We start from the raw sequence: 17,635 nt of genomic DNA on the forward strand, positions 1-17,635 counted from the left end.
TTGCTCGCGAATGAGTAGTGTCAGTCAACATCAATGTTGAATTTGATGGACTCTTCGCGAGCAAGCCCGCTCCCACATTAAGATATTCGCTGTTTTCGAACCCGGTGTTCGTATGACAGGTGGCACCACTATTTCTTGCGCGCAAGACACGAGGCACAGCATGCAAATCAAACTCGCCAACCCCCGTGGCTTCTGCGCCGGTGTGGACCGGGCGATCGAAATCGTCAATCGCGCCCTGGAAGTCTTCGGGCCGCCGATCTATGTGCGCCACGAAGTAGTCCACAACAAATTCGTCGTCGAAGACCTGCGTGCTCGCGGGGCGATTTTCGTCGAAGAACTGGATCAGGTGCCCGATGACGTGATCGTAATCTTCAGCGCCCACGGTGTTTCCCAGGCCGTGCGCACTGAAGCCGCCGGTCGTGGCCTGAAGGTGTTCGACGCCACTTGCCCTCTGGTAACCAAGGTTCACATCGAAGTGGCACGCTACAGCCGCGATGGCCGTGAATGCATCCTCATCGGCCACGCTGGTCACCCGGAAGTCGAAGGCACCATGGGCCAATACGATGGCAGCAATGGCGGCGCGATTTATCTGGTCGAAGACGAAAAAGACGTCGCCGAATTGCAGGTGAACAACCCTGAAAGACTGGCGTTCGTGACCCAGACTACCCTGTCCATGGACGATACCAGCCGCGTCATTGACGCTCTGCGTACACGCTTCCCGGCGATCGGTGGTCCACGCAAGGACGACATCTGCTACGCCACGCAAAACCGTCAGGACGCGGTCAAGCAACTGGCCGACGAATGCGACGTGGTCCTGGTGGTCGGCAGCCCGAACAGCTCCAACTCCAATCGCCTGCGTGAACTGGCCGAGCGCATGGCCACCCCGGCCTATCTGATCGATGGCGCCGAAGACCTGCAAAAGAGCTGGTTCGACGGTGTCAAGCGAATCGGCATCACCGCTGGCGCCTCCGCACCGGAAGTACTGGTGCGCGGCGTGATCCAGCAATTGCAGGCGTGGGGCGCTACCGGTGCCGATGAGCTGGCCGGTCGCGAGGAGAACATCACCTTCTCCATGCCTAAAGAGTTGCGCGTGCGCTCCCTGCTTTAACGTTATTGCCCGCTGGACACAGCGCCTGCTCAGCCTTATGGCTGCGCAGGCTGACACGGCCGGTTGCAGCCAGCACCACCTGGAGCTGAGTGACCGGTTCGCCGGCGGCGCAAATGTGCAATGTCCCCGCTTGAAAGGCCCGTCCGGGCATCTGTGGCTCGCCATTACTGTTGAAGCGTATGTATCGCCTGACCGGCCAATTGCCGACAATCGGCACCCGAGTGCCACTCGCGCGCTCGACCAGCAGCGGATTGCTGTTGTCCTCCGCCCCTTTGCCACTGATATCCAGAATGATCCGCCAGCCCTGACTCCAGTCGCCGTTGATGGCGTGAATCACGACGCTCTGATTGCGAGTGATGGCAACGGTTCTGGCGTTGCGTATACCGCTGACAAGCGACTCGGCCATCTGCTCGCGATAGTTCGATTCAGTCAGTGCAGCAAACGCCGGACTGACCAACAGCAGAACAATCCCGACAATTGTCAGTCCCATGAGCAGTTCGATCAGGCTGAAACCTCGCTGATGCATGTCATCTCCCTCCCTGGAGTGCTGCGGCCCGCGCGATCCCTGCGCGAGTAATGGCAAAACAACCGTACATCTGCCGGTCGAATGCTCTAGCGTGTAGAAGCAGGTATAGCCGACGGCAACGGAGGGCACCGATGGATCATCGTACAAAAGGTTTCACGCTGGTCGAGCTGCTGATCGCGCTCGCCGTGTTTCTTATCCTGATCACCTTGGCCGTGCCGGCGTTTACCCGCTCGGTGCAAAACACCAAGGCCGATACCGAGATCGGCGACCTGCAGCGTGCGCTCAATTTCGCCCGGCTTGAGGCTATCGACCGGGGCGTTACCACCCGGGTTCGCCCGACAGCAGACGGCAGCGTCTGGACCGGCGAGTTGACTGTTTATGACAGCCCTGACGATCCGGCCAATGTATTGCGGGTTGTTCCAGCGATGAGCAGCGGTGCGACTCTGACGCTAACCTCAGGAGTGACCGCAATTGATTTCAACAATCTGGGCGGTTTGTCGGCGCCGTCCACGGCCGTCGTGATCAGTTATGTACTGGGGGCACAGAGCAGGACGCTGAATGTGTGTTTGAACGGACGAATTCTATTGGGTGGAAGTTGCGGATGAGGGGTTGGAGCAAGCGCGCACAGGAAGGCATGACGCTGATCGAGGTACTGGTCGCGTTGTTGGTGCTGGCCGTGGGGTTGTTGGGCGCGGCGGCGATTCAGCTCAATGCGCTGAAATACACTGACAGCTCGCGGATGACCAGCCAGGCGAGTTTCATCGCCTACGACATGATGGACCGCATTCGCGCCAACTCCGGCGCCGACTACACCGTCACGCCTCCGACCTCGGGCAACCTGAGCGTCGCCCGGGATCAGGACCTTTACGATTTCACCAGCAACATCGTCAATTTCGGCGGCGCCACGGCGACCGGCAGCATTACCCGCAACCAGCGGGTGTACACCATTACCATTACCTGGGACGACTCACGGGCCGCCAATACCGCCAATGCCGCCGATTCGCGCCGCAGTTTTGTCCTTACCAGTCGCGCCACCGTTGATCCGGCGACAACACCATGATCAGAGCCAGCAAAGGGTTCGGCCTGATCGAATTACTGATCGCCCTGGCGTTGAGTCTGGTCGTGGTGCTGGGTGTGGCGCAGATCTTTATCGCCGCTAAAAACACCTACGTCAGTCAAAGCACCGCCGCCGGCATGCAGGAAGATGCACGGTTCGTCCTGAGCAAAATGATTCAGGAAATCCGCATGGTCGGCATGTTCGGTTGCCTGGGCACGATTAGCGACGCCAGCTCGGCCGGGAACTTCAATGCCAGTCAAATCACGCCGATCAGTTGGGACAATGCCAACCTTAAATTAACGCTGGTTACCGCCGATGTTGGCGGCAGTGGCGGGGTGCCAACCTGGACGGTGATTTCCGATTGCCGCAACACCGCAACGGCCTACACCGATGCACGAACGCCGACGTCTGGGCAGTTGGCATTTCCGATCCGGCGATTGGTCTACAGCTTCAGCAACAACCAACTGCTGATGGGCTCCGGTGCCGGCACGCCGACGCAACAGGTGCTGGTGAACAATGTCAGGGCCTTCAATGTGAGCTTTGGCCTCGCCAGTTCGGCCACCGATTCGGCCGCCTCTACCTACAGCAGCAACCCATCCGATCCGGCAAGAATCCGCAGTGTGCGACTGACGCTGACGCTGACCGACCCCAACGACCGGGTACGCGAACAAACCTTCAACGTGGTTGCCGCCTTGCGTAACCGGTTGCCATGAGGGGAGGGCCGATGAGAATTGCTCCCATGACCCCTCAGGCCCAGCGCGGTATGGCGCTGTTGGTCAGCCTGGTGTTTCTCCTGGTGCTGACGTTGATCGGGCTTTCATCAATGCAGAGCGCCACGTTGCAGGAAAAAATGGCCAGCAGCGTGATCCTGCGCAACCAGTCGTTCCAGGGCGCAGAAGCGGCACTGCGTGTCGGCGAAAGCGCGGTGCAAATGGACACCTATTCATTGCCTGTTTGCAGCGGCACCAGCCAATGTGCGCCGCCGGCTGAAGCGTCGGTCATAACCGCCGCCGGGTTCAACTCAACATCGGGGGTGGCCTGGATCGCCTCTGGCAGCGGCTTTTACGGGGTGCAGAACATCGGCACCACCCTGACCGCCGTGAACGTGCCGAGCAACACGTCGACAACGCTGTACCGGGTGACCGCCGTGGGCATCGCGGGCAACTCGCGCAGTGTGGTGGAGAGTATCTATGCGAAGTACTGAGACCCGCACAGGCTGGCGCCGTTGGTTGTTGCAGTTGTTCTGCGGCGCGGCGTCGAGCCTTTATCTGGCAGCGCCGACATATGCCTTCACACCCTCGGATTCGCCGCTGTTGAATGCCGCCGCCGTGGCCCCCAATGTGATGCTGTTACTCGATGACTCGGGGAGTATGAACAGCATTATCTGGGCGGCAGACTTCGACCCGACGATTGCGCGCCCTCAGGTGAGTATTTGCCTCTCGAATGGCTCCTGCTCGAAAGGGCGGGAACTTGATATGACCGACAGCAATATTTCCTTGTCGAGTTTGACTCGAGGAACATGTTCGAAGGATTGGTACGGTTTTTATAGCAACAGCGTTATCGGTCAGGATTCGTTTTGCCTGAAGCTTCCCGATCCGGTGGGAGGGGAGGACACTCGCTATTCGGCGAAATACTTGTCGTATCTGGTAAGCCTTGCAAAGAATTCCGACCGGGATTTCACCGATGGCTCGATTCCCAATGATTACCGGATGAATGTGGCGCGCAACGTTTCCAAGACGTTGGTGGCCAGCAACCGCTCGCTGCGCATTGGTCTGGCGACGTTCAACCTGGCGGTCGGCAACCATAAGAATGACGGCGGTTACATCGTCCGTTCGATCAGCGATTTGGCGGCCGTCAGCGGCTCCGTGACCCAGGCTCAGGCCGATGACAACTACAATGACTTGATCGCCGGAATCGATGAACTGAGCGCGCAGGCCAATACGCCCTTGGCTGAAGCCTATTACGAGATCACCCGTTATTTTCGTGGCATGACGCCGTACAACAACTCGAGGCCCACCACCTATACCAGCCCGGTTCAGTATCGCTGTCAAAGAAATTACGGGGTGGTGATCACCGATGGACTGCCCACCTACGACCGAACCTTTCCCACTGACGATCCGCTGGCTGGCAGCCGCTTGCCGAACTGGGACGGGATCAGCAACAACGATGGCGCCAACCGCTTTGGCGACGACGAGGGCGATACCCTGTATCTGGATGACATCGCCAAGTTTGCCTTCGATATCGACATGCGCTCCACAGGAGTCGATGCTGCTGGCAAACGCTGGGATGCCGCGGATTTTCCCCGGCAGAACATGAGTACCTACACCGTGGGGTTTGCCGCGGCCAACCAAATGCTGGCGGACGCCGCGACCTACGGGCAGGGCAAGTACTATCAGGCGACTGATGACGCCGGGCTCAACAGCTCGCTGTCTTCAGCCCTCAGCGACATCACCTCCAAGGCGGGCTCTGGTGGCAGTGGTGTGGCCAACGGCACGACGTTGTCCAGCAATTCAAGTTACTTCCAGACCAGCTACGACCCCAAGGACTGGCGCGGCACCATCAAGTCTTTTGGCTTCACATCGGATGGAGCGGTGAACACGGCCGCAGTGCTGTGGACGACCGATACCACCATCGTGCCCGGTGCTGCCGCGCCGACCTACCAGTCCTGGAATACCGTGACCAACGCCGCTGTTACCCTGGCCTACGGCAATTTTTCCTCGGCGCAGCAGACCTCTCTCAGCCAGAACCTGCCCACGGGTATCACTGGCAGCGATCTGGTGGAGTGGAGCAAAGGCACCAACAAAACCGGATTGAGAACGCGCAGTGTATTGCTCGGCGATATCATCAATTCGCCTCTCGTGCTGGCCGGGCCCACGGACCAAACCGCGTCCGATCTAGTGGGTGACACCACTTACAGCTCCTACCTCGCCATCAAAGCGGCCAACATGACCTCCAGTCTGGTGGTGAACGCCAACGACGGTTTTGTAAATGTCATCAACTCGACCAGCGGTGTCAGACGCTACGGTTATATGCCCTCCAGTGTGCTGCCATCATTGCGCTACATCGCTGACCCCACTTACATCAATGGGGTGAGCCACAAATACCTGGTCGACGGTCAGGTCGGCGTGTTCGATACCCAACTCGACAGCGCCTGGAAAACCCTGGCGATTGGAGGAACAGGGGCGGGCGGCAAAACCTTTTATGCACTGCAACTGTTCGACGCATCGGCCGGTAACGTAACGAAAGCGTTGTGGGAGATCAGCGCGCCGGCCACAGCAAACACGGCGAACGTTTTCAATGATCTGGGTTATGCCTACGCGCGACCGGAAGTGGCACGCTTGGCCGACGGTCGATGGGCGGCATTCATTTCCAACGGTTATGGCAGCAACTCCGGGTTGGCAGCGCTGTATGTGGTGGATATCCGCGACGGCTCGCTGATCAAGAAAATCGTGGTCGACAGCACGGAAACCACCAATGGCCTGTCGTCGGTGAAGCTCAGGGTCAACTCGCAAAATGTGGTGCAGGCCGCCTATGGGGGCGATCTGAAAGGGCGGTTGTGGAAGTTCGATTTGAGTGGCACTAGCTCCGACACCTGGGGCGTGGCGTTTTCCGGCAAGCCGTTTTTCACCACGGCAGGCGGCGCGACCCAACCGATTACTGCGCAACCGTTGCTGGCCGATCACGCATTGGGCGGCAAGGAAGTGTTTTTCGGTACCGGCAAATTCAATGAGGCCGCCGACAAGACCAACAAGGATCTACAGGCGTTCTACGCGGTGTGGGATGCGGAGGGTGGCGCGGGACAAGTCACCGCTTCCAGCTTGCAGGCGCAGGCGGTGACCGGCGTTTTTTCGGGCAGCACGGGGCAATTCATCACCACCAGCCAGAACGAAGTGATCTACCCGGCGAAGAAAGGCTGGTACTTGCCGCTGGTGTACAACAACGTGCTGACGGGAGAGCGGGTAATCAATCAGGCCAATCTGGTGGCCAGCCGGATCGTGTTCACCACGGCCAGCGTCGACACCACCGATCCTTGCGCCAGTTTCGGTACCGGCAAACTGGTCGAGCTCGATGCATTCAGCGGTAAGATGCTCAATTACGCGGTGCTCGACAGCAATGGCGACGGCTTGGTCGACATCAAGGATTCGATCTCCAGCGGAGTGATTTTCACCGGTGGTATTCCGACGCTGAACGCGATCGTCAACAATGCGACCCGCAAGATTGTGAACGACTCCAGCGGTGGCATCAGCTCCCTGGTGGAAAAGCCCGGCAGCGGCGGCAGCCGTCGCATCATGTGGCGACAAATACAGTAAGTGAGAGTTGAGGCATGCGCAGATCCAACCGAGGTTTTACCCTGATCGAAATCATGATCGTGATTGCGATCATCGGGATCGTCATCACCATTGGCTACCCGAGCCTCACCGAGTATGTGAACAAGGGCCGACGCACTGAAGTCGCCGGCCTGCTCTCCGAACAAGCGCAGATCCTTGAACGCCACTATTCGAAGACTAATGTCTACACCAATGCCACCGGCCTGAGCGCCGGTAATGACTTCTACACCATCACCCCGACCCTGACCGATCAGACCTTCCTGCTGACGGCGGTGCGCAAGCCCGGCAAGGCCATGGCCGCTGACAAGTGCGGTGATTTCACTCTCACCAACACTGGCGTCAGAAGCATGGTCAATGCGACGGCCACGACCAAGGATTGCTGGGGGCGCTGAGTTCCTTTTCCGGGTGCCTTTTGTACCCTCTGTCTATTTAACGGTTGGATCAGAACATGACCAGGCAACAGCAAGTGGTGATTGTCGGCGGTGGCGTGATTGGCCTGCTGACGGCGTTCAATCTCGCGTCCGAAGTGCAGAGTGTTGTGCTACTGGATCGCTCGAACGTCGGTCAGGAGTCGTCCTGGGCGGGTGGCGGCATCGTTTCTCCTCTCTACCCGTGGCGCTACAGCCCGGCGGTCACCGCATTGGCGCATTGGTCCCAGGATTTTTATCCCCAGCTGGGTGAGCGACTGTTTGCCGCCACCGGTGTCGATCCCGAGGTGCATACCACCGGGTTGTACTGGCTGGACCTGGATGACGAGGCCGAGGCGCTGGCCTGGGCCGAGCGGGAAAACCGTCCGTTACGGGCTGTGGATATCTCGGCGGCTCACGACGCGGTGCCGGTATTGGGGAGCGGTTTTTCCCGGGCGGTCTACATGGCCGATGTGGCCAATGTGCGCAATCCGCGACTGGTGAGGTCCCTCAAGGCTGCATTGCTGGCGCTGCCGAACGTGACGATTCATGAGCAGTGTGAAGTCAGCGGATTTATCCGTGAAGGCGCTACGGTGGTCGGGGTGCAGACCTCGGCGGGAGCGATTCATTGTGATCAGGTGGTGCTGACCGCGGGTGCCTGGAGCGGTGATTTACTCAAGAGCCTGGATCTGGAGCTGCCGGTCGAACCGGTGAAAGGGCAGATGATTCTCTACAAATGCGCGGCGGATTTCCTGCCGAGCATGGTTCTGGCCAAGGGGCGTTATGCGATCCCTCGGCGCGACGGGCACATTCTGATTGGCAGTACGCTGGAGCATGAAGGCTTCGACAAAACGCCGACCGAATCTGCCCTGGAGAGCCTGAAGGCGTCGGCGGTGGAGTTGATTCCTGCACTGGCGGAGGCCGAGGTCGTCGGCCACTGGGCCGGGTTGCGCCCGGGGTCGCCGGAGGGTATTCCTTACATCGGTCGGGTGCCTGGGTTCGAAGGGCTTTGGCTGAATTGCGGGCATTACCGTAATGGCTTGGTGCTGGCGCCTGCGTCGTGTCAGTTGTTTGCGGATGTGATGTTGGGGCGTGAGCCGATCATTGATCCGGCGCCGTATGCACCGATCGGGCGGATTTAGTCGCGGGATTTTCGGCGCCTTGCCCGCGAAGGGGCCTTCAATCCAACCCGAATTTTTTGAGCCTGTAACGCATCGACCGGAATGAAAGATTCAACCGCTGAGCCGCCGCCGTGCGGTTCCAGCGGGTTTCTTCCAGGGCCTGGAGGATAAGGTTGCGTTCGATGTTTTCCAGGTAGTCCTCCAGATTATCGATCTGCGTCAGGTCCGGCACACCGCCTTCCGGGTTGCAGTTGCCTTCGGCCAGTCGCAGGTCGCTGGTTTCAATTTGTTTGTTTTCGCACAACGTGTGTGCCCGTTCGAGCACGTTCTCCAGTTCCCGCACATTGCCGGGGAAGCGATAGCTTTTCAGCGCGTCTAGGGCTTGGGGGTGGAGTTTTGCGGCGGGTTGGCCGGTGCTGATGGCCAGGCGTTTGAGCACATGGCTGGCGAGGGATTCAATGTCGTCACGGCGTTCGCGCAAGGACGGCACTCGTAGTTCGATCACGTTCAACCGGTAGTACAAATCCTGGCGAAAACGTTCGGCGGCGACTTCGGCGTCGAGGTCTTTGTGGGTGGCGCACAGGATACGCACATCGACCACGGTTTCCTGTTGCTCACCGACACCGCGAACGGCTTTTTCCTGTATGGCCCGTAGCAGCTTGACCTGCATCGCCAGCGGCAAATCAGCCACTTCGTCGAGGAACAGGGTGCCGCCATGGGCTGCCTGGAACAGTCCGGGTTTGTCTTCGATGGCACCGCTGAAGCTGCCTTTGCGATGCCCGAAAAATTCGCTTTCCATTAATTCCGACGGAATCGCCCCGCAATTGACCGGGACAAACGGTTTGCTGGCGCGCGGCCCTTGCTCATGGATCAGTCGCGCGACCAATTCCTTGCCGCTGCCGGATTCGCCGCTGATGTACACCGGCGCCTGGCTGCGGGCCAGTTTGTCGATATGTTTGCGCAAGGCGCGCATGGGGGGTGAATCACCCAGCAGCCGGCGATCGATGGCGATGCCGGTGCCGCCCGGCGCAGGCAACCGAAGCGCGCTGCTGACCAGTTCCCGCAGGCGAGTGAGGTCCACCGGTTTGGTCAGGAAGTCAAAGGCACCGGCCTTGAGGGCGTTGATCGCCGTTTCCAGGCTGCCATAAGCGGTGATCATCGCCACCGGTACGTTTGGGCAGCGTTGCTGGATGTGTTGCACCAGCTCAAGACCGGTGCCGTCCGGCAAGCGCATGTCGGTCAGGCACAAGTCGAACGCCTCTCGGGACAGCAGGGCCTGGGCTTCGCTGAGGTTGCGGGCACTGAACGTGTCGAGTTTCATCCGTCCCAGGGTAATTTCCAGGAGTTCGCGGATATCCGGCTCGTCATCGACGATCAGGACTTTTTGCCGTGGGCTCATCTTCAACTTTGTTTCCGTCCGTGAGCGAAAGTGATGCGAAAGCAGCCGCCGCCTTGGCGTGGCTTGAAGTCTAGGCGGGCCTGGTTGCTTTCGCACAGCTCACGGGACAGATAAAGCCCCAGGCCGGTGCCTTGGGTGCTGGTGGTGAAGAACGGTTCGAACAAATGCACCTGATGCTCCGGTGCCACGCCGGGGCCATCGTCCAGGATCTCGAGGACCGGCAGCTGGCTGTCCGGGTCGACGAACAGCTCGAGCCAAGCCTGTGCTTGATCGTGATTCAAGGCGCTATGGCGCCAGGCATTGCGCAACAGATTGTCGAGAATCTGAGTCAACTGGTCTGGATCCATCAGGGTTTTGAAGTCTCCTGAGCCGATGCGCAGGTGAATCTGCTGATGCTCAATCGTCCTCGCGCGGGTTTCGTTGACGAACTGTTCCAGCCACGGCTTCAGATCAAGCCGCTGCGCTACGGTTTGCTGGCGGCGGGACAGTTGCAGGACGTTTTCGATTACCCGATTCATTCGCTGAGAGTGGTCTTGAATAATCTGGGTCAGACGTCGATCCGCGCTGTTCAGTTCCTCTGATTCCTGCAATAGCTGCGCGGCATGACTAACGGCGCCCAGTGGATTGCGGATTTCATGGGCGATACCGGCGGTCAGGCGACCAAGGGCGGCTAGCTTCAACTGCTGGGCTTGTTGAGCGATTTGCGCGAGGTCTTCGAGAAAGACCAGAGTCTGGTGGTGCGGGCTTTGGTCCAGGGCAATGAAGCTCGGTTGCAGCTCCAGACCACTGCTGGCGACTTTCAGGCTCTGGGGACGCAGCGTTGGATTGTTGAGCCACAGTTGCAGGCGTTCGACCAGGCTGGGCAAGTAGTCGTCGATCAGTTGGCCTGCGAGACTTTCCCTGCCTAACAGGTTCAAGGCGCTGTGGTTGGCCAGTTGAACGCGCCGCTTGTCGTCGAGAACCAGGATGCCGGTACGCATGCGTTGCAGGATCAGGGCGTTGAGGGCTTCAAGGCTGACGACTTCGCTGGCCCGTTGTTCGGCGAGGGTTTCGCTGACCTCCAGGCGTCGGATCAGCCCTTGCACCAGCAATGCCGCAGCAAAACACAAGGCGCCGAGCGTACCGACTTGCAGGTAATCGTTGGGGGTGGCGGGATGGCTGAAACTGAGGAGGAAGCTCAGCCCGACAATGCCGAGCGCGCCAACGGCGGCAATCAGCAGGCCGATGCGCCCTCGCAACAAAGTGTTGCTGATGGCGACCGATACGATCAGCAAGTTGCCGATGGCGCTGGCCACACCGCCGGCGGCGTAGAACAAGCCGCACAGCAGCAGGACATCGGTCAGCGCCAGGCTGAACAGTTGCGCCGGGCGCCGGGTGTTCCCGAGGAATACCACCAGCAGGATGTTCAGCACCAAGTAAAACCAGCTGCCACTGCGCAGAAGGTCGTCATTGCTGAACGTCAGCAACTGGTTGTCCATGTTGCTGGCGATCAACAGCACCAGGGTGATGCCGATGCTCAAACGGTAGAGGTGATAGAGGCGCAGCAGTCGCTGGGCCTGTTTGCTGCCGGGACTGGAGGTCTCAGCGATCACTGGAGCCCGGGCCTTGCTCAAGATGAGCCTGGCTGCAATACCACTGTTGTTGAAGGCTCAGCGCGCGGTCGCGTGGCAGGTGTACGCCGCAATGGGCACAGCGGACCATGGGCGCCGCTTCCAGCTCGGCAGATGACTTGGGCACGGAAGCCTGGCCCTTGAACTTGCGCCACAACCATACCGCAGCGGCAATCAGGGCGATCCAGAACAGTAAACGAAGCATGATGAGCTGCTATTCGACGAGTGATGAACCAGTTTAGCCAAGGACATGACCAGCGCACAGCGTAATCATCGAGTCCATAAAAAAGGAGCCTCGAAAGGCTCCTTTTCGTACCGCCCGACGTGTCAGTCAAACACGCCGAAGGTCATGTAGCTGAACCACGAGCGATCGCTGTTATTGGCTTCGGACTCGTGTTCCTCTTCTTCGATCACATCGCCGTTTTCATCTTTAGGCTTGAGCTCGCTCGGAATCGAGTCCTTGGCGTCCTGGAACTGTCTCTGCACGTCCTGGTTGGCGCGGGTTTCGCCCGGTGGCAGCGGTGGACGGGACTCGATCAGGCCCAGGGTCGCCTTGCTCAACCACGAGCGGTTGTCGGCTTCGGCCACCGAAGGCTGGAACTGACCGTCGACCAGGCTTGGATGGTTCGGGTAGTTGAGCTTCAGGGTTTCGAGGCTGGTGGCAGCCAGGTCATCCAGGTGCAGACGCTGGTAGGCCTCTGTCATCACCGCCAGGCCGTCACCGACCGAAGGGGTTTCCTGGAAGTTTTCCACCACGTAGCGACCACGGTTCGCGGCGGCGACATAGGCCTGACGGGTCAGGTAGTAGTCGGCAACGTGAATCTCGTAAGCCGCCAGCAGGTTGCGCAGGTAGATCATGCGCTGCTTGGCGTCAGGCGAGTAGCGGCTGTTGGGGAAGCGGCTGGTCAGCTGGGCGAACTCGTTGTAGGAGTCGCGGGCAGCACCCGGGTCACGCTTGGTCATGTCCAACGGCAGGAAGCGCGACAACAGGCCGACGTCCTGGTCGAAAGAAGTCAGACCCTTGAGGTAATACGCGTAATCCACGTTCGGGTGCTGCGGGTGCAGGCGAATGAAGCGCTCGGCGGCGGACTTCGCTGCTTCAGGCTCGGTGTTCTTGTAGTTGGCGTAGATGAGCTCGAGTTGAGCCTGATCGGCGTAGCGACCGAACGGATAACGCGACTCCAGCGCCTTCAGCTTGGCTGTGGCGGCGGTGTAGCTATTGTTGTCCAGATCGTGCTGAGCCTGCTGGTACAGCTCGACCTCGCTCAGGTTTTCGTCTACGACTTCCTTCGATGAGCAAGCAGCGGTCAATGCGAGGATGGCGATCAGCAGCAGGTGTTTCACTTGCATGGCGGCTTGCGTCCCTATGACGGCCGCTGTCTTGGGCGAGGCCGTCCTGTTATGATGAGCGCCCCGTTGAATAGCCTCGGGGCAAAAGACGCCGTATTTAACCACAAGCGCGCAGCCGAAACCAAAGGCTGTGCCGACGCCTAGTCTGAGCATGTCCGATAAAATTGAACTTCGCGCAGAGGTGCCGTCCGAATTGGGCGGCCAACGCCTCGATCAAGTCGCCGCACAATTATTCGCTGAGCACTCGCGCTCGCGCCTTTCCGCCTGGATTAAAGACGGCCGCCTGACTGTGGATGGGGCGGTTATCCGCCCGCGAGACATTGTTCACGGTGGTGCCATTCTTGAACTCACTGCCGAGCAGGAAGCTCAGGGCGAATGGATCGCTCAAGACATCGAGCTGGACATCGTCTATGAAGACGACGACATCCTGGTGATCAACAAACCCGCGGGCCTGGTGGTGCATCCTGCCGCCGGTCACGCTGATGGCACCTTGCTCAACGCCTTGCTGCACCACGTGCCGGACATCATTAATGTGCCCCGCGCCGGTATCGTGCATCGCCTGGACAAGGACACCACCGGTCTGATGGTGGTGGCCAAGACCATTCAGGCGCAGACACAGCTTGTCACGCAATTGCAGAGCCGCAGCGTAAGCCGGATCTACGAGTGCATCGTGATCGGTGTGGTGACTGCCGGCGGCAAGATCAACGCGCCGATCGGTCGTCACGGTCAGCAACGCCAGCGCATGGCCGTGATGGAAGGTGGCAAGCAGGCCGTCAGCCATTACCGCGTGCTCGAGCGTTTCCGCTCCCACACGCACGTGCGGGTGAAGCTGGAAACCGGTCGTACGCACCAGATTCGTGTGCACATGGCCCACATCAACTACCCGTTGGTCGGAGATCCTGCCTACGGCGGTCGTTTCCGCATTCCGCCGGCAGCCAGTGTGACCATGGTCGAATCGTTGAAGGCATTCCCGCGTCAGGCGCTGCATGCGCGGTTCCTGGAGCTGGATCACCCGACCACCGGTAAACGCATGAGCTGGGAATCGCCACTGCCGGACGATTTCGTCTGGTTGCTGACGCTGCTCAAGCAAGACCGCGAGGCGTTCATCGGATGAGTGACTGGCTGATTCCCGACTGGCCTGCGCCTGCCGGGGTGAAAGCCTGCGTTACCACCCGTGCGGGCGGCGTCAGTCTGGCGCCGTTCGACAGCCTCAATCTCGGCGATCACGTCGATGACAGCCCCGAAGCTGTTGCCGAAAACCGCCGTCGCCTCACCGATCATTTCTCTATTCAGCCGGCCTGGTTAAAGCAGGTTCACGGCATTGCCGTGGCCCACGCAGACCCAAGCCTTACGGCCACTGCCGATGCCAGCTGGACGGCAACGCCCGGTATTGCCTGCACAGCGATGACGGCGGATTGCCTGCCGGCGCTGTTCTGTGACCGTGCCGGTACTCGCGTAGCGGCGGCTCATGCCGGATGGCGCGGGTTGGCGGCGGGTGTGCTGGAAGCAACCCTCGACAGCCTGGCCGTGCCGCCAGAAGAAGTGCTGGTCTGGCTCGGCCCCGCCATTGGTCCGCAAGCCTTTGAAGTCGGCCCGGAAGTGCGCGAAACCTTCGTCGAGCAATTGCCCGAAGCCGCCAAAGCCTTTGTGCCGAGTCAAAATGCTGGCAAATTCATGGCTGATATCTATGAGCTGGCGCGTTTGCGCCTGGCCACTCGCGGGGTTACCGCTGTTTATGGTGGCGGTTTCTGCACCGTGACCGATCCTCGCTTCTTTTCCTACCGCCGCAGTCCACGCACCGGTCGGTTTGCCTCCTTGGTCTGGCTCGAACGCTAGACTTCTCTGATCTACATCAACATCACGACGCTTGAATCTCCCAGAATCGACCACATCTAAGTGATATCCGGCAGGTTTCTTCATTCAGGATGTTTCATAGGTCCGGCCTGCTCAAAAGGAAGGTGACCCATGCGTATAGACCGTTTAACCAGCAAGTTGCAGTTAGCCTTGTCCGACGCCCAATCCCTGGCCGTCGGCCTCGATCATCCGGGCATTGAACCGGCGCACTTGATGCAAGCCATGCTTGAACAGCAGGGTGGTTCGATCAAACCCCTGTTGATGCAGGTTGGCTTCGACGTCAACAGCCTGCGCAAAGAGCTGACCAAAGAGCTCGATCAACTACCAAAAATCCAGAACCCGACCGGCGACGTCAACATGTCGCAGGATCTGGCGCGTCTGCTCAATCAGGCCGACCGCCTGGCCCAGCAGAAGGGCGACCAGTTCATCTCCAGCGAGCTGGTGTTGCTCGCCGCCATGGACGAGAACAGCAAACTCGGCAAATTGTTGCTCGGTCAGGGCGTCAGCAAGAAAGCCCTGGAAAACGCGATTACCAATCTGCGTGGTGGTGAGGCCGTCAATGACGCCAACCATGAAGAATCGCGCCAGGCGCTGGATAAATACACCGTCGACCTGACCAAGCGTGCCGAAGAAGGCAAGCTCGATCCGGTGATCGGCCGTGACGACGAAATTCGCCGGACCATTCAAGTCCTGCAACGCCGCACCAAGAACAACCCGGTGTTGATCGGTGAGCCTGGCGTGGGTAAAACCGCCATCGCCGAAGGCCTGGCCCAGCGCATCATCAACGGCGAAGTGCCGGATGGACTGAAAGGCAAGCGCCTGCTGTCCCTGGACATGGGGTCGCTGATTGCCGGTGCCAAGTACCGTGGCGAGTTCGAAGAACGCCTCAAATCCCTGCTCAACGAACTGTCGAAGCAGGAAGGGCAGATCATTCTGTTCATCGACGAACTGCACACCATGGTTGGCGCCGGTAAAGGCGAAGGCTCGATGGACGCGGGCAATATGCTCAAGCCTGCATTGGCCCGTGGTGAACTGCACTGCGTCGGCGCGACCACGCTCAACGAGTACCGCCAATATATAGAGAAGGACGCGGCCCTCGAGCGGCGCTTCCAGAAAGTCTTGGTGGATGAGCCGAGCGAAGAAGACACCATCGCGATTCTGCGTGGCCTGAAAGAGCGTTACGAGGTTCACCACAAGGTAGCGATTACCGACGGCGCGATCATCGCCGCGGCCAAGCTCAGTCACCGTTACATTACCGATCGTCAGCTGCCGGACAAAGCCATCGACCTGATCGACGAAGCCGCCAGCCGTATCCGCATGGAGATCGACTCCAAGCCGGAAGTGCTCGATCGTCTGGAGCGCCGTCTGATTCAGCTGAAGGTGGAATCCCAGGCGCTGAAGAAAGAAAGCGATGACGCGGCGAAGAAACGCCTGGAAAAACTTCAGGAAGAGATCGTTCGTCACGAACGTGAGTACTCGGACCTCGAAGAAATCTGGAACGCGGAAAAAGCCGAAGTCCAGGGTTCTGCGCAGATCCAGCAGAAAATCGAACAGTCCCGTCAGGAACTGGAAGCCGCCCGCCGCAAAGGCGATCTGAACCGCATGGCCGAGTTGCAGTACGGGATCATCCCGGACCTGGAGCGCAGCCTGCAAATGGTCGACCAGCACGGTAAAACTGAAAACCAGTTGCTGCGCAGCAAGGTGACTGAAGAAGAGATCGCCGAAGTTGTCTCGAAATGGACCGGCATTCCGGTGTCGAAAATGCTCGAGGGCGAGCGCGACAAGCTGATGAAGATGGAAAGCCTGTTGCACCAACGTGTGATCGGCCAGGACGAAGCGGTGATTGCCGTTTCCAACGCCGTGCGGCGCTCCCGCGCCGGGTTGTCCGATCCGAATCGCCCGAGCGGTTCGTTCATGTTCCTCGGCCCGACCGGTGTCGGTAAAACCGAGCTGTGCAAGGCACTCGCCGAGTTCCTCTTTGATACGGAAGAGGCGATGGTGCGGATCGATATGTCCGAGTTCATGGAGAAACATTCCGTGGCTCGCCTGATCGGTGCGCCACCAGGCTACGTAGGCTATGAAGAGGGCGGTTACCTGACCGAGGCGGTGCGTCGCAAGCCTTATTCGGTGATCCTCCTGGACGAGGTCGAGAAGGCCCACCCGGACGTCTTCAACATCTTGCTGCAAGTGCTGGAAGATGGCCGGCTGACCGACAGTCATGGCCGCACGGTGGATTTCAAAAATACCGTGATTGTCATGACCTCCAACCTCGGTTCGGTGCAGATCCAGGAATTGGTCGGTGATCGTGAGGCTCAACGTGCGGCAGTGATGGACGCAATTTCCACGCACTTCCGGCCGGAGTTCATCAACCGGGTCGATGAAGTGGTGATCTTCGAGCCGCTGGCTCGGGATCAGATCGCGGGCATTACCGAGATCCAGTTGGGTCGCCTGCGCAGTCGCCTGACCGAACGCGAGCTGAAGCTTGATCTGAGCCCTGAGGCCATGGATAAGCTGATCGCGGTGGGTTACGACCCGGTTTACGGTGCGCGGCCGCTCAAACGGGCTATCCAGCGCTGGATCGAGAACCCGCTGGCGCAGCTGATTCTGTCCGGTCGTTTCATGCCAGGCGACACCGCAACAGGCACTGTGGAAAACGACGAAATCGTTTTCGTCTGACTCAAAACGGCAGTGCAATGGATGAGGCCTCGCATTGCGAGGCCTTTTTTTCGCCAGGCTGTTGAACTCTAAGGAAAAGGCTTGTAAAGTGCGCCCCGCAGTAAGTCGCCCTGAAGGGTTCCAGCTCCCCAAGCCGGAATCTGAAATAAGTTGCAAATCATTAACTTGAAAGCAATTTAGGGGGTTGACAGAGGTGCTT

16 protein-coding genes are annotated in these 17,635 nt (G+C 59.4%); 11 read left to right on the forward strand and 5 right to left on the reverse strand.

Annotated elements, in window-relative coordinates; all coding sequences use genetic code 11:
- Positions 1-160: 160 nt before the first annotated feature.
- The gene (gene ispH / locus PFAS1_RS15525) at positions 161-1,108 is read left to right on the forward strand and encodes a 4-hydroxy-3-methylbut-2-enyl diphosphate reductase (protein ID WP_076029695.1); all 948 of its coding nucleotides are present in this window, start codon (positions 161-163) and stop codon (positions 1,106-1,108) included.
- Here the strand turns inward: ispH and PFAS1_RS15530 are convergent.
- Positions 1,077-1,634 (reverse strand): GspH/FimT family pseudopilin, encoded by a 558-nt coding sequence (locus tag PFAS1_RS15530; protein ID WP_076029696.1) that lies wholly within the window; start codon positions 1,632-1,634, stop codon positions 1,077-1,079. The two genes, ispH and PFAS1_RS15530, sit on opposite strands and share 32 nt — an antisense overlap.
- Positions 1,635-1,765: 131 nt before the next feature.
- On the opposite strand from PFAS1_RS15530, the gene PFAS1_RS15535 reads away from it, so the two are divergent.
- From PFAS1_RS15535 to thiO, 7 genes are read left to right on the forward strand one after another with little or no spacing between them, the layout of a single operon-like run.
- Positions 1,766-2,239: a GspH/FimT family pseudopilin gene (locus PFAS1_RS15535; protein ID WP_076029697.1), complete on the forward strand. Its 474-nt coding sequence runs from the start codon at positions 1,766-1,768 to the stop codon at positions 2,237-2,239.
- A complete protein-coding gene (pilV, locus tag PFAS1_RS15540; RefSeq protein WP_076029698.1) occupies positions 2,236-2,694 on the forward strand; it encodes a type IV pilus modification protein PilV in 459 nt (152 codons plus the stop codon). The genes PFAS1_RS15535 and pilV overlap by 4 nt, the downstream gene beginning before the upstream one ends.
- Positions 2,691-3,404, forward strand: coding sequence for a PilW family protein (locus PFAS1_RS15545; protein ID WP_076029699.1), 714 nt, complete (start codon positions 2,691-2,693; stop codon positions 3,402-3,404). Before pilV ends, PFAS1_RS15545 begins: the two co-directional genes overlap by 4 nt.
- An 11-nt stretch (positions 3,405-3,415) precedes the next feature.
- Positions 3,416-3,895, forward strand: coding sequence for a pilus assembly PilX family protein (locus PFAS1_RS15550; RefSeq protein ID WP_076029700.1), 480 nt, complete (start codon positions 3,416-3,418; stop codon positions 3,893-3,895).
- Entirely contained in the window at positions 3,882-7,001 is a 3,120-nt protein-coding gene (locus PFAS1_RS15555) for a pilus assembly protein (RefSeq protein ID WP_076029701.1), read from the forward strand. The genes PFAS1_RS15550 and PFAS1_RS15555 overlap by 14 nt, the downstream gene beginning before the upstream one ends.
- A gap of 14 nt (positions 7,002-7,015) precedes the next feature.
- Entirely contained in the window at positions 7,016-7,411 is a 396-nt protein-coding gene (locus tag PFAS1_RS15560) for a type IV pilin protein (RefSeq protein WP_076029702.1), read from the forward strand.
- A gap of 56 nt (positions 7,412-7,467) precedes the next feature.
- Positions 7,468-8,568, forward strand: coding sequence for a glycine oxidase ThiO (gene thiO, locus PFAS1_RS15565; RefSeq protein ID WP_076029703.1), 1,101 nt, complete (start codon positions 7,468-7,470; stop codon positions 8,566-8,568).
- A gap of 37 nt (positions 8,569-8,605) precedes the next feature.
- Here thiO and PFAS1_RS15570 read toward each other — a convergent pair whose 3' ends face one another.
- The 4 genes from PFAS1_RS15570 to PFAS1_RS15585 all read right to left on the reverse strand — a co-directional run bounded on the left by PFAS1_RS15570 (position 8,606) and on the right by PFAS1_RS15585 (position 12,906).
- Positions 8,606-9,946, reverse strand: coding sequence for a sigma-54-dependent transcriptional regulator (locus PFAS1_RS15570; protein ID WP_076029704.1), 1,341 nt, complete (start codon positions 9,944-9,946; stop codon positions 8,606-8,608).
- 2 nt (positions 9,947-9,948) lie between these two features.
- On the reverse strand, positions 9,949-11,538 hold the full coding sequence (locus PFAS1_RS15575; RefSeq protein WP_076029705.1) for a sensor histidine kinase: 1,590 nt from the start codon (positions 11,536-11,538) through the stop codon (positions 9,949-9,951).
- Complete coding sequence (locus PFAS1_RS15580) at positions 11,528-11,761, reverse strand: PP0621 family protein (protein ID WP_074871005.1); 234 nt, start codon at positions 11,759-11,761, stop codon at positions 11,528-11,530. The genes PFAS1_RS15575 and PFAS1_RS15580 overlap by 11 nt, the downstream gene beginning before the upstream one ends.
- Before the next feature lie 122 nt (positions 11,762-11,883).
- Positions 11,884-12,906, reverse strand: a complete 1,023-nt coding sequence (locus PFAS1_RS15585; protein WP_076029706.1) for an outer membrane protein assembly factor BamD — start codon at positions 12,904-12,906, stop codon at positions 11,884-11,886.
- A gap of 151 nt (positions 12,907-13,057) precedes the next feature.
- Here PFAS1_RS15585 and rluD point away from each other — a divergent pair, with 151 nt between their 5' ends.
- The 3 genes from rluD (at position 13,058) to clpB (ending at position 17,436) form a co-directional block, all read left to right on the forward strand.
- On the forward strand, positions 13,058-14,020 hold the full coding sequence (rluD, locus tag PFAS1_RS15590) for a 23S rRNA pseudouridine(1911/1915/1917) synthase RluD (protein WP_007942311.1): 963 nt from the start codon (positions 13,058-13,060) through the stop codon (positions 14,018-14,020).
- The gene (gene pgeF / locus PFAS1_RS15595; RefSeq protein WP_076029707.1) at positions 14,017-14,742 is read left to right on the forward strand and encodes a peptidoglycan editing factor PgeF; all 726 of its coding nucleotides are present in this window, start codon (positions 14,017-14,019) and stop codon (positions 14,740-14,742) included. Before rluD ends, pgeF begins: the two co-directional genes overlap by 4 nt.
- Positions 14,743-14,871: 129 nt before the next feature.
- Complete coding sequence (gene clpB / locus PFAS1_RS15600) at positions 14,872-17,436, forward strand: ATP-dependent chaperone ClpB (protein ID WP_076029708.1); 2,565 nt, start codon at positions 14,872-14,874, stop codon at positions 17,434-17,436.
- Positions 17,437-17,635 lie beyond the last annotated feature (199 nt).

Origin of the sequence: Pseudomonas frederiksbergensis, assembly GCF_001952935.1 — a bacterium.
GTDB lineage: Bacteria > Pseudomonadota > Gammaproteobacteria > Pseudomonadales > Pseudomonadaceae > Aquipseudomonas > Aquipseudomonas frederiksbergensis.

Bases quoted from the DNA above. Each gene is read 5' to 3' on its own strand.
- PFAS1_RS15535 (WP_076029697.1), top strand. From the start codon at position 1,766: ATGGATCATCGTACAAAAGGTTTCACGCTGGTCGAGCTGCTGATCGCG.
- rluD (WP_007942311.1), top strand. From the start codon at position 13,058: ATGTCCGATAAAATTGAACTTCGCGCAGAGGTGCCGTCCGAATTGGGC.
- PFAS1_RS15555 (WP_076029701.1), top strand. From the start codon at position 3,882: ATGCGAAGTACTGAGACCCGCACAGGCTGGCGCCGTTGGTTGTTGCAG.
- PFAS1_RS15580 (WP_074871005.1), bottom strand. From the start codon at position 11,761: ATGCTTCGTTTACTGTTCTGGATCGCCCTGATTGCCGCTGCGGTATGG.
- PFAS1_RS15585 (WP_076029706.1), bottom strand. From the start codon at position 12,906: ATGCAAGTGAAACACCTGCTGCTGATCGCCATCCTCGCATTGACCGCT.
- thiO (WP_076029703.1), top strand. From the start codon at position 7,468: ATGACCAGGCAACAGCAAGTGGTGATTGTCGGCGGTGGCGTGATTGGC.
- pgeF (WP_076029707.1), top strand. From the start codon at position 14,017: ATGAGTGACTGGCTGATTCCCGACTGGCCTGCGCCTGCCGGGGTGAAA.
- PFAS1_RS15530 (WP_076029696.1), bottom strand. From the start codon at position 1,634: ATGCATCAGCGAGGTTTCAGCCTGATCGAACTGCTCATGGGACTGACA.
- ispH (WP_076029695.1), top strand. From the start codon at position 161: ATGCAAATCAAACTCGCCAACCCCCGTGGCTTCTGCGCCGGTGTGGAC.
- PFAS1_RS15545 (WP_076029699.1), top strand. From the start codon at position 2,691: ATGATCAGAGCCAGCAAAGGGTTCGGCCTGATCGAATTACTGATCGCC.
- PFAS1_RS15560 (WP_076029702.1), top strand. From the start codon at position 7,016: ATGCGCAGATCCAACCGAGGTTTTACCCTGATCGAAATCATGATCGTG.
- clpB (WP_076029708.1), top strand. From the start codon at position 14,872: ATGCGTATAGACCGTTTAACCAGCAAGTTGCAGTTAGCCTTGTCCGAC.
- PFAS1_RS15550 (WP_076029700.1), top strand. From the start codon at position 3,416: ATGAGAATTGCTCCCATGACCCCTCAGGCCCAGCGCGGTATGGCGCTG.
- pilV (WP_076029698.1), top strand. From the start codon at position 2,236: ATGAGGGGTTGGAGCAAGCGCGCACAGGAAGGCATGACGCTGATCGAG.
- PFAS1_RS15570 (WP_076029704.1), bottom strand. From the start codon at position 9,946: ATGAGCCCACGGCAAAAAGTCCTGATCGTCGATGACGAGCCGGATATC.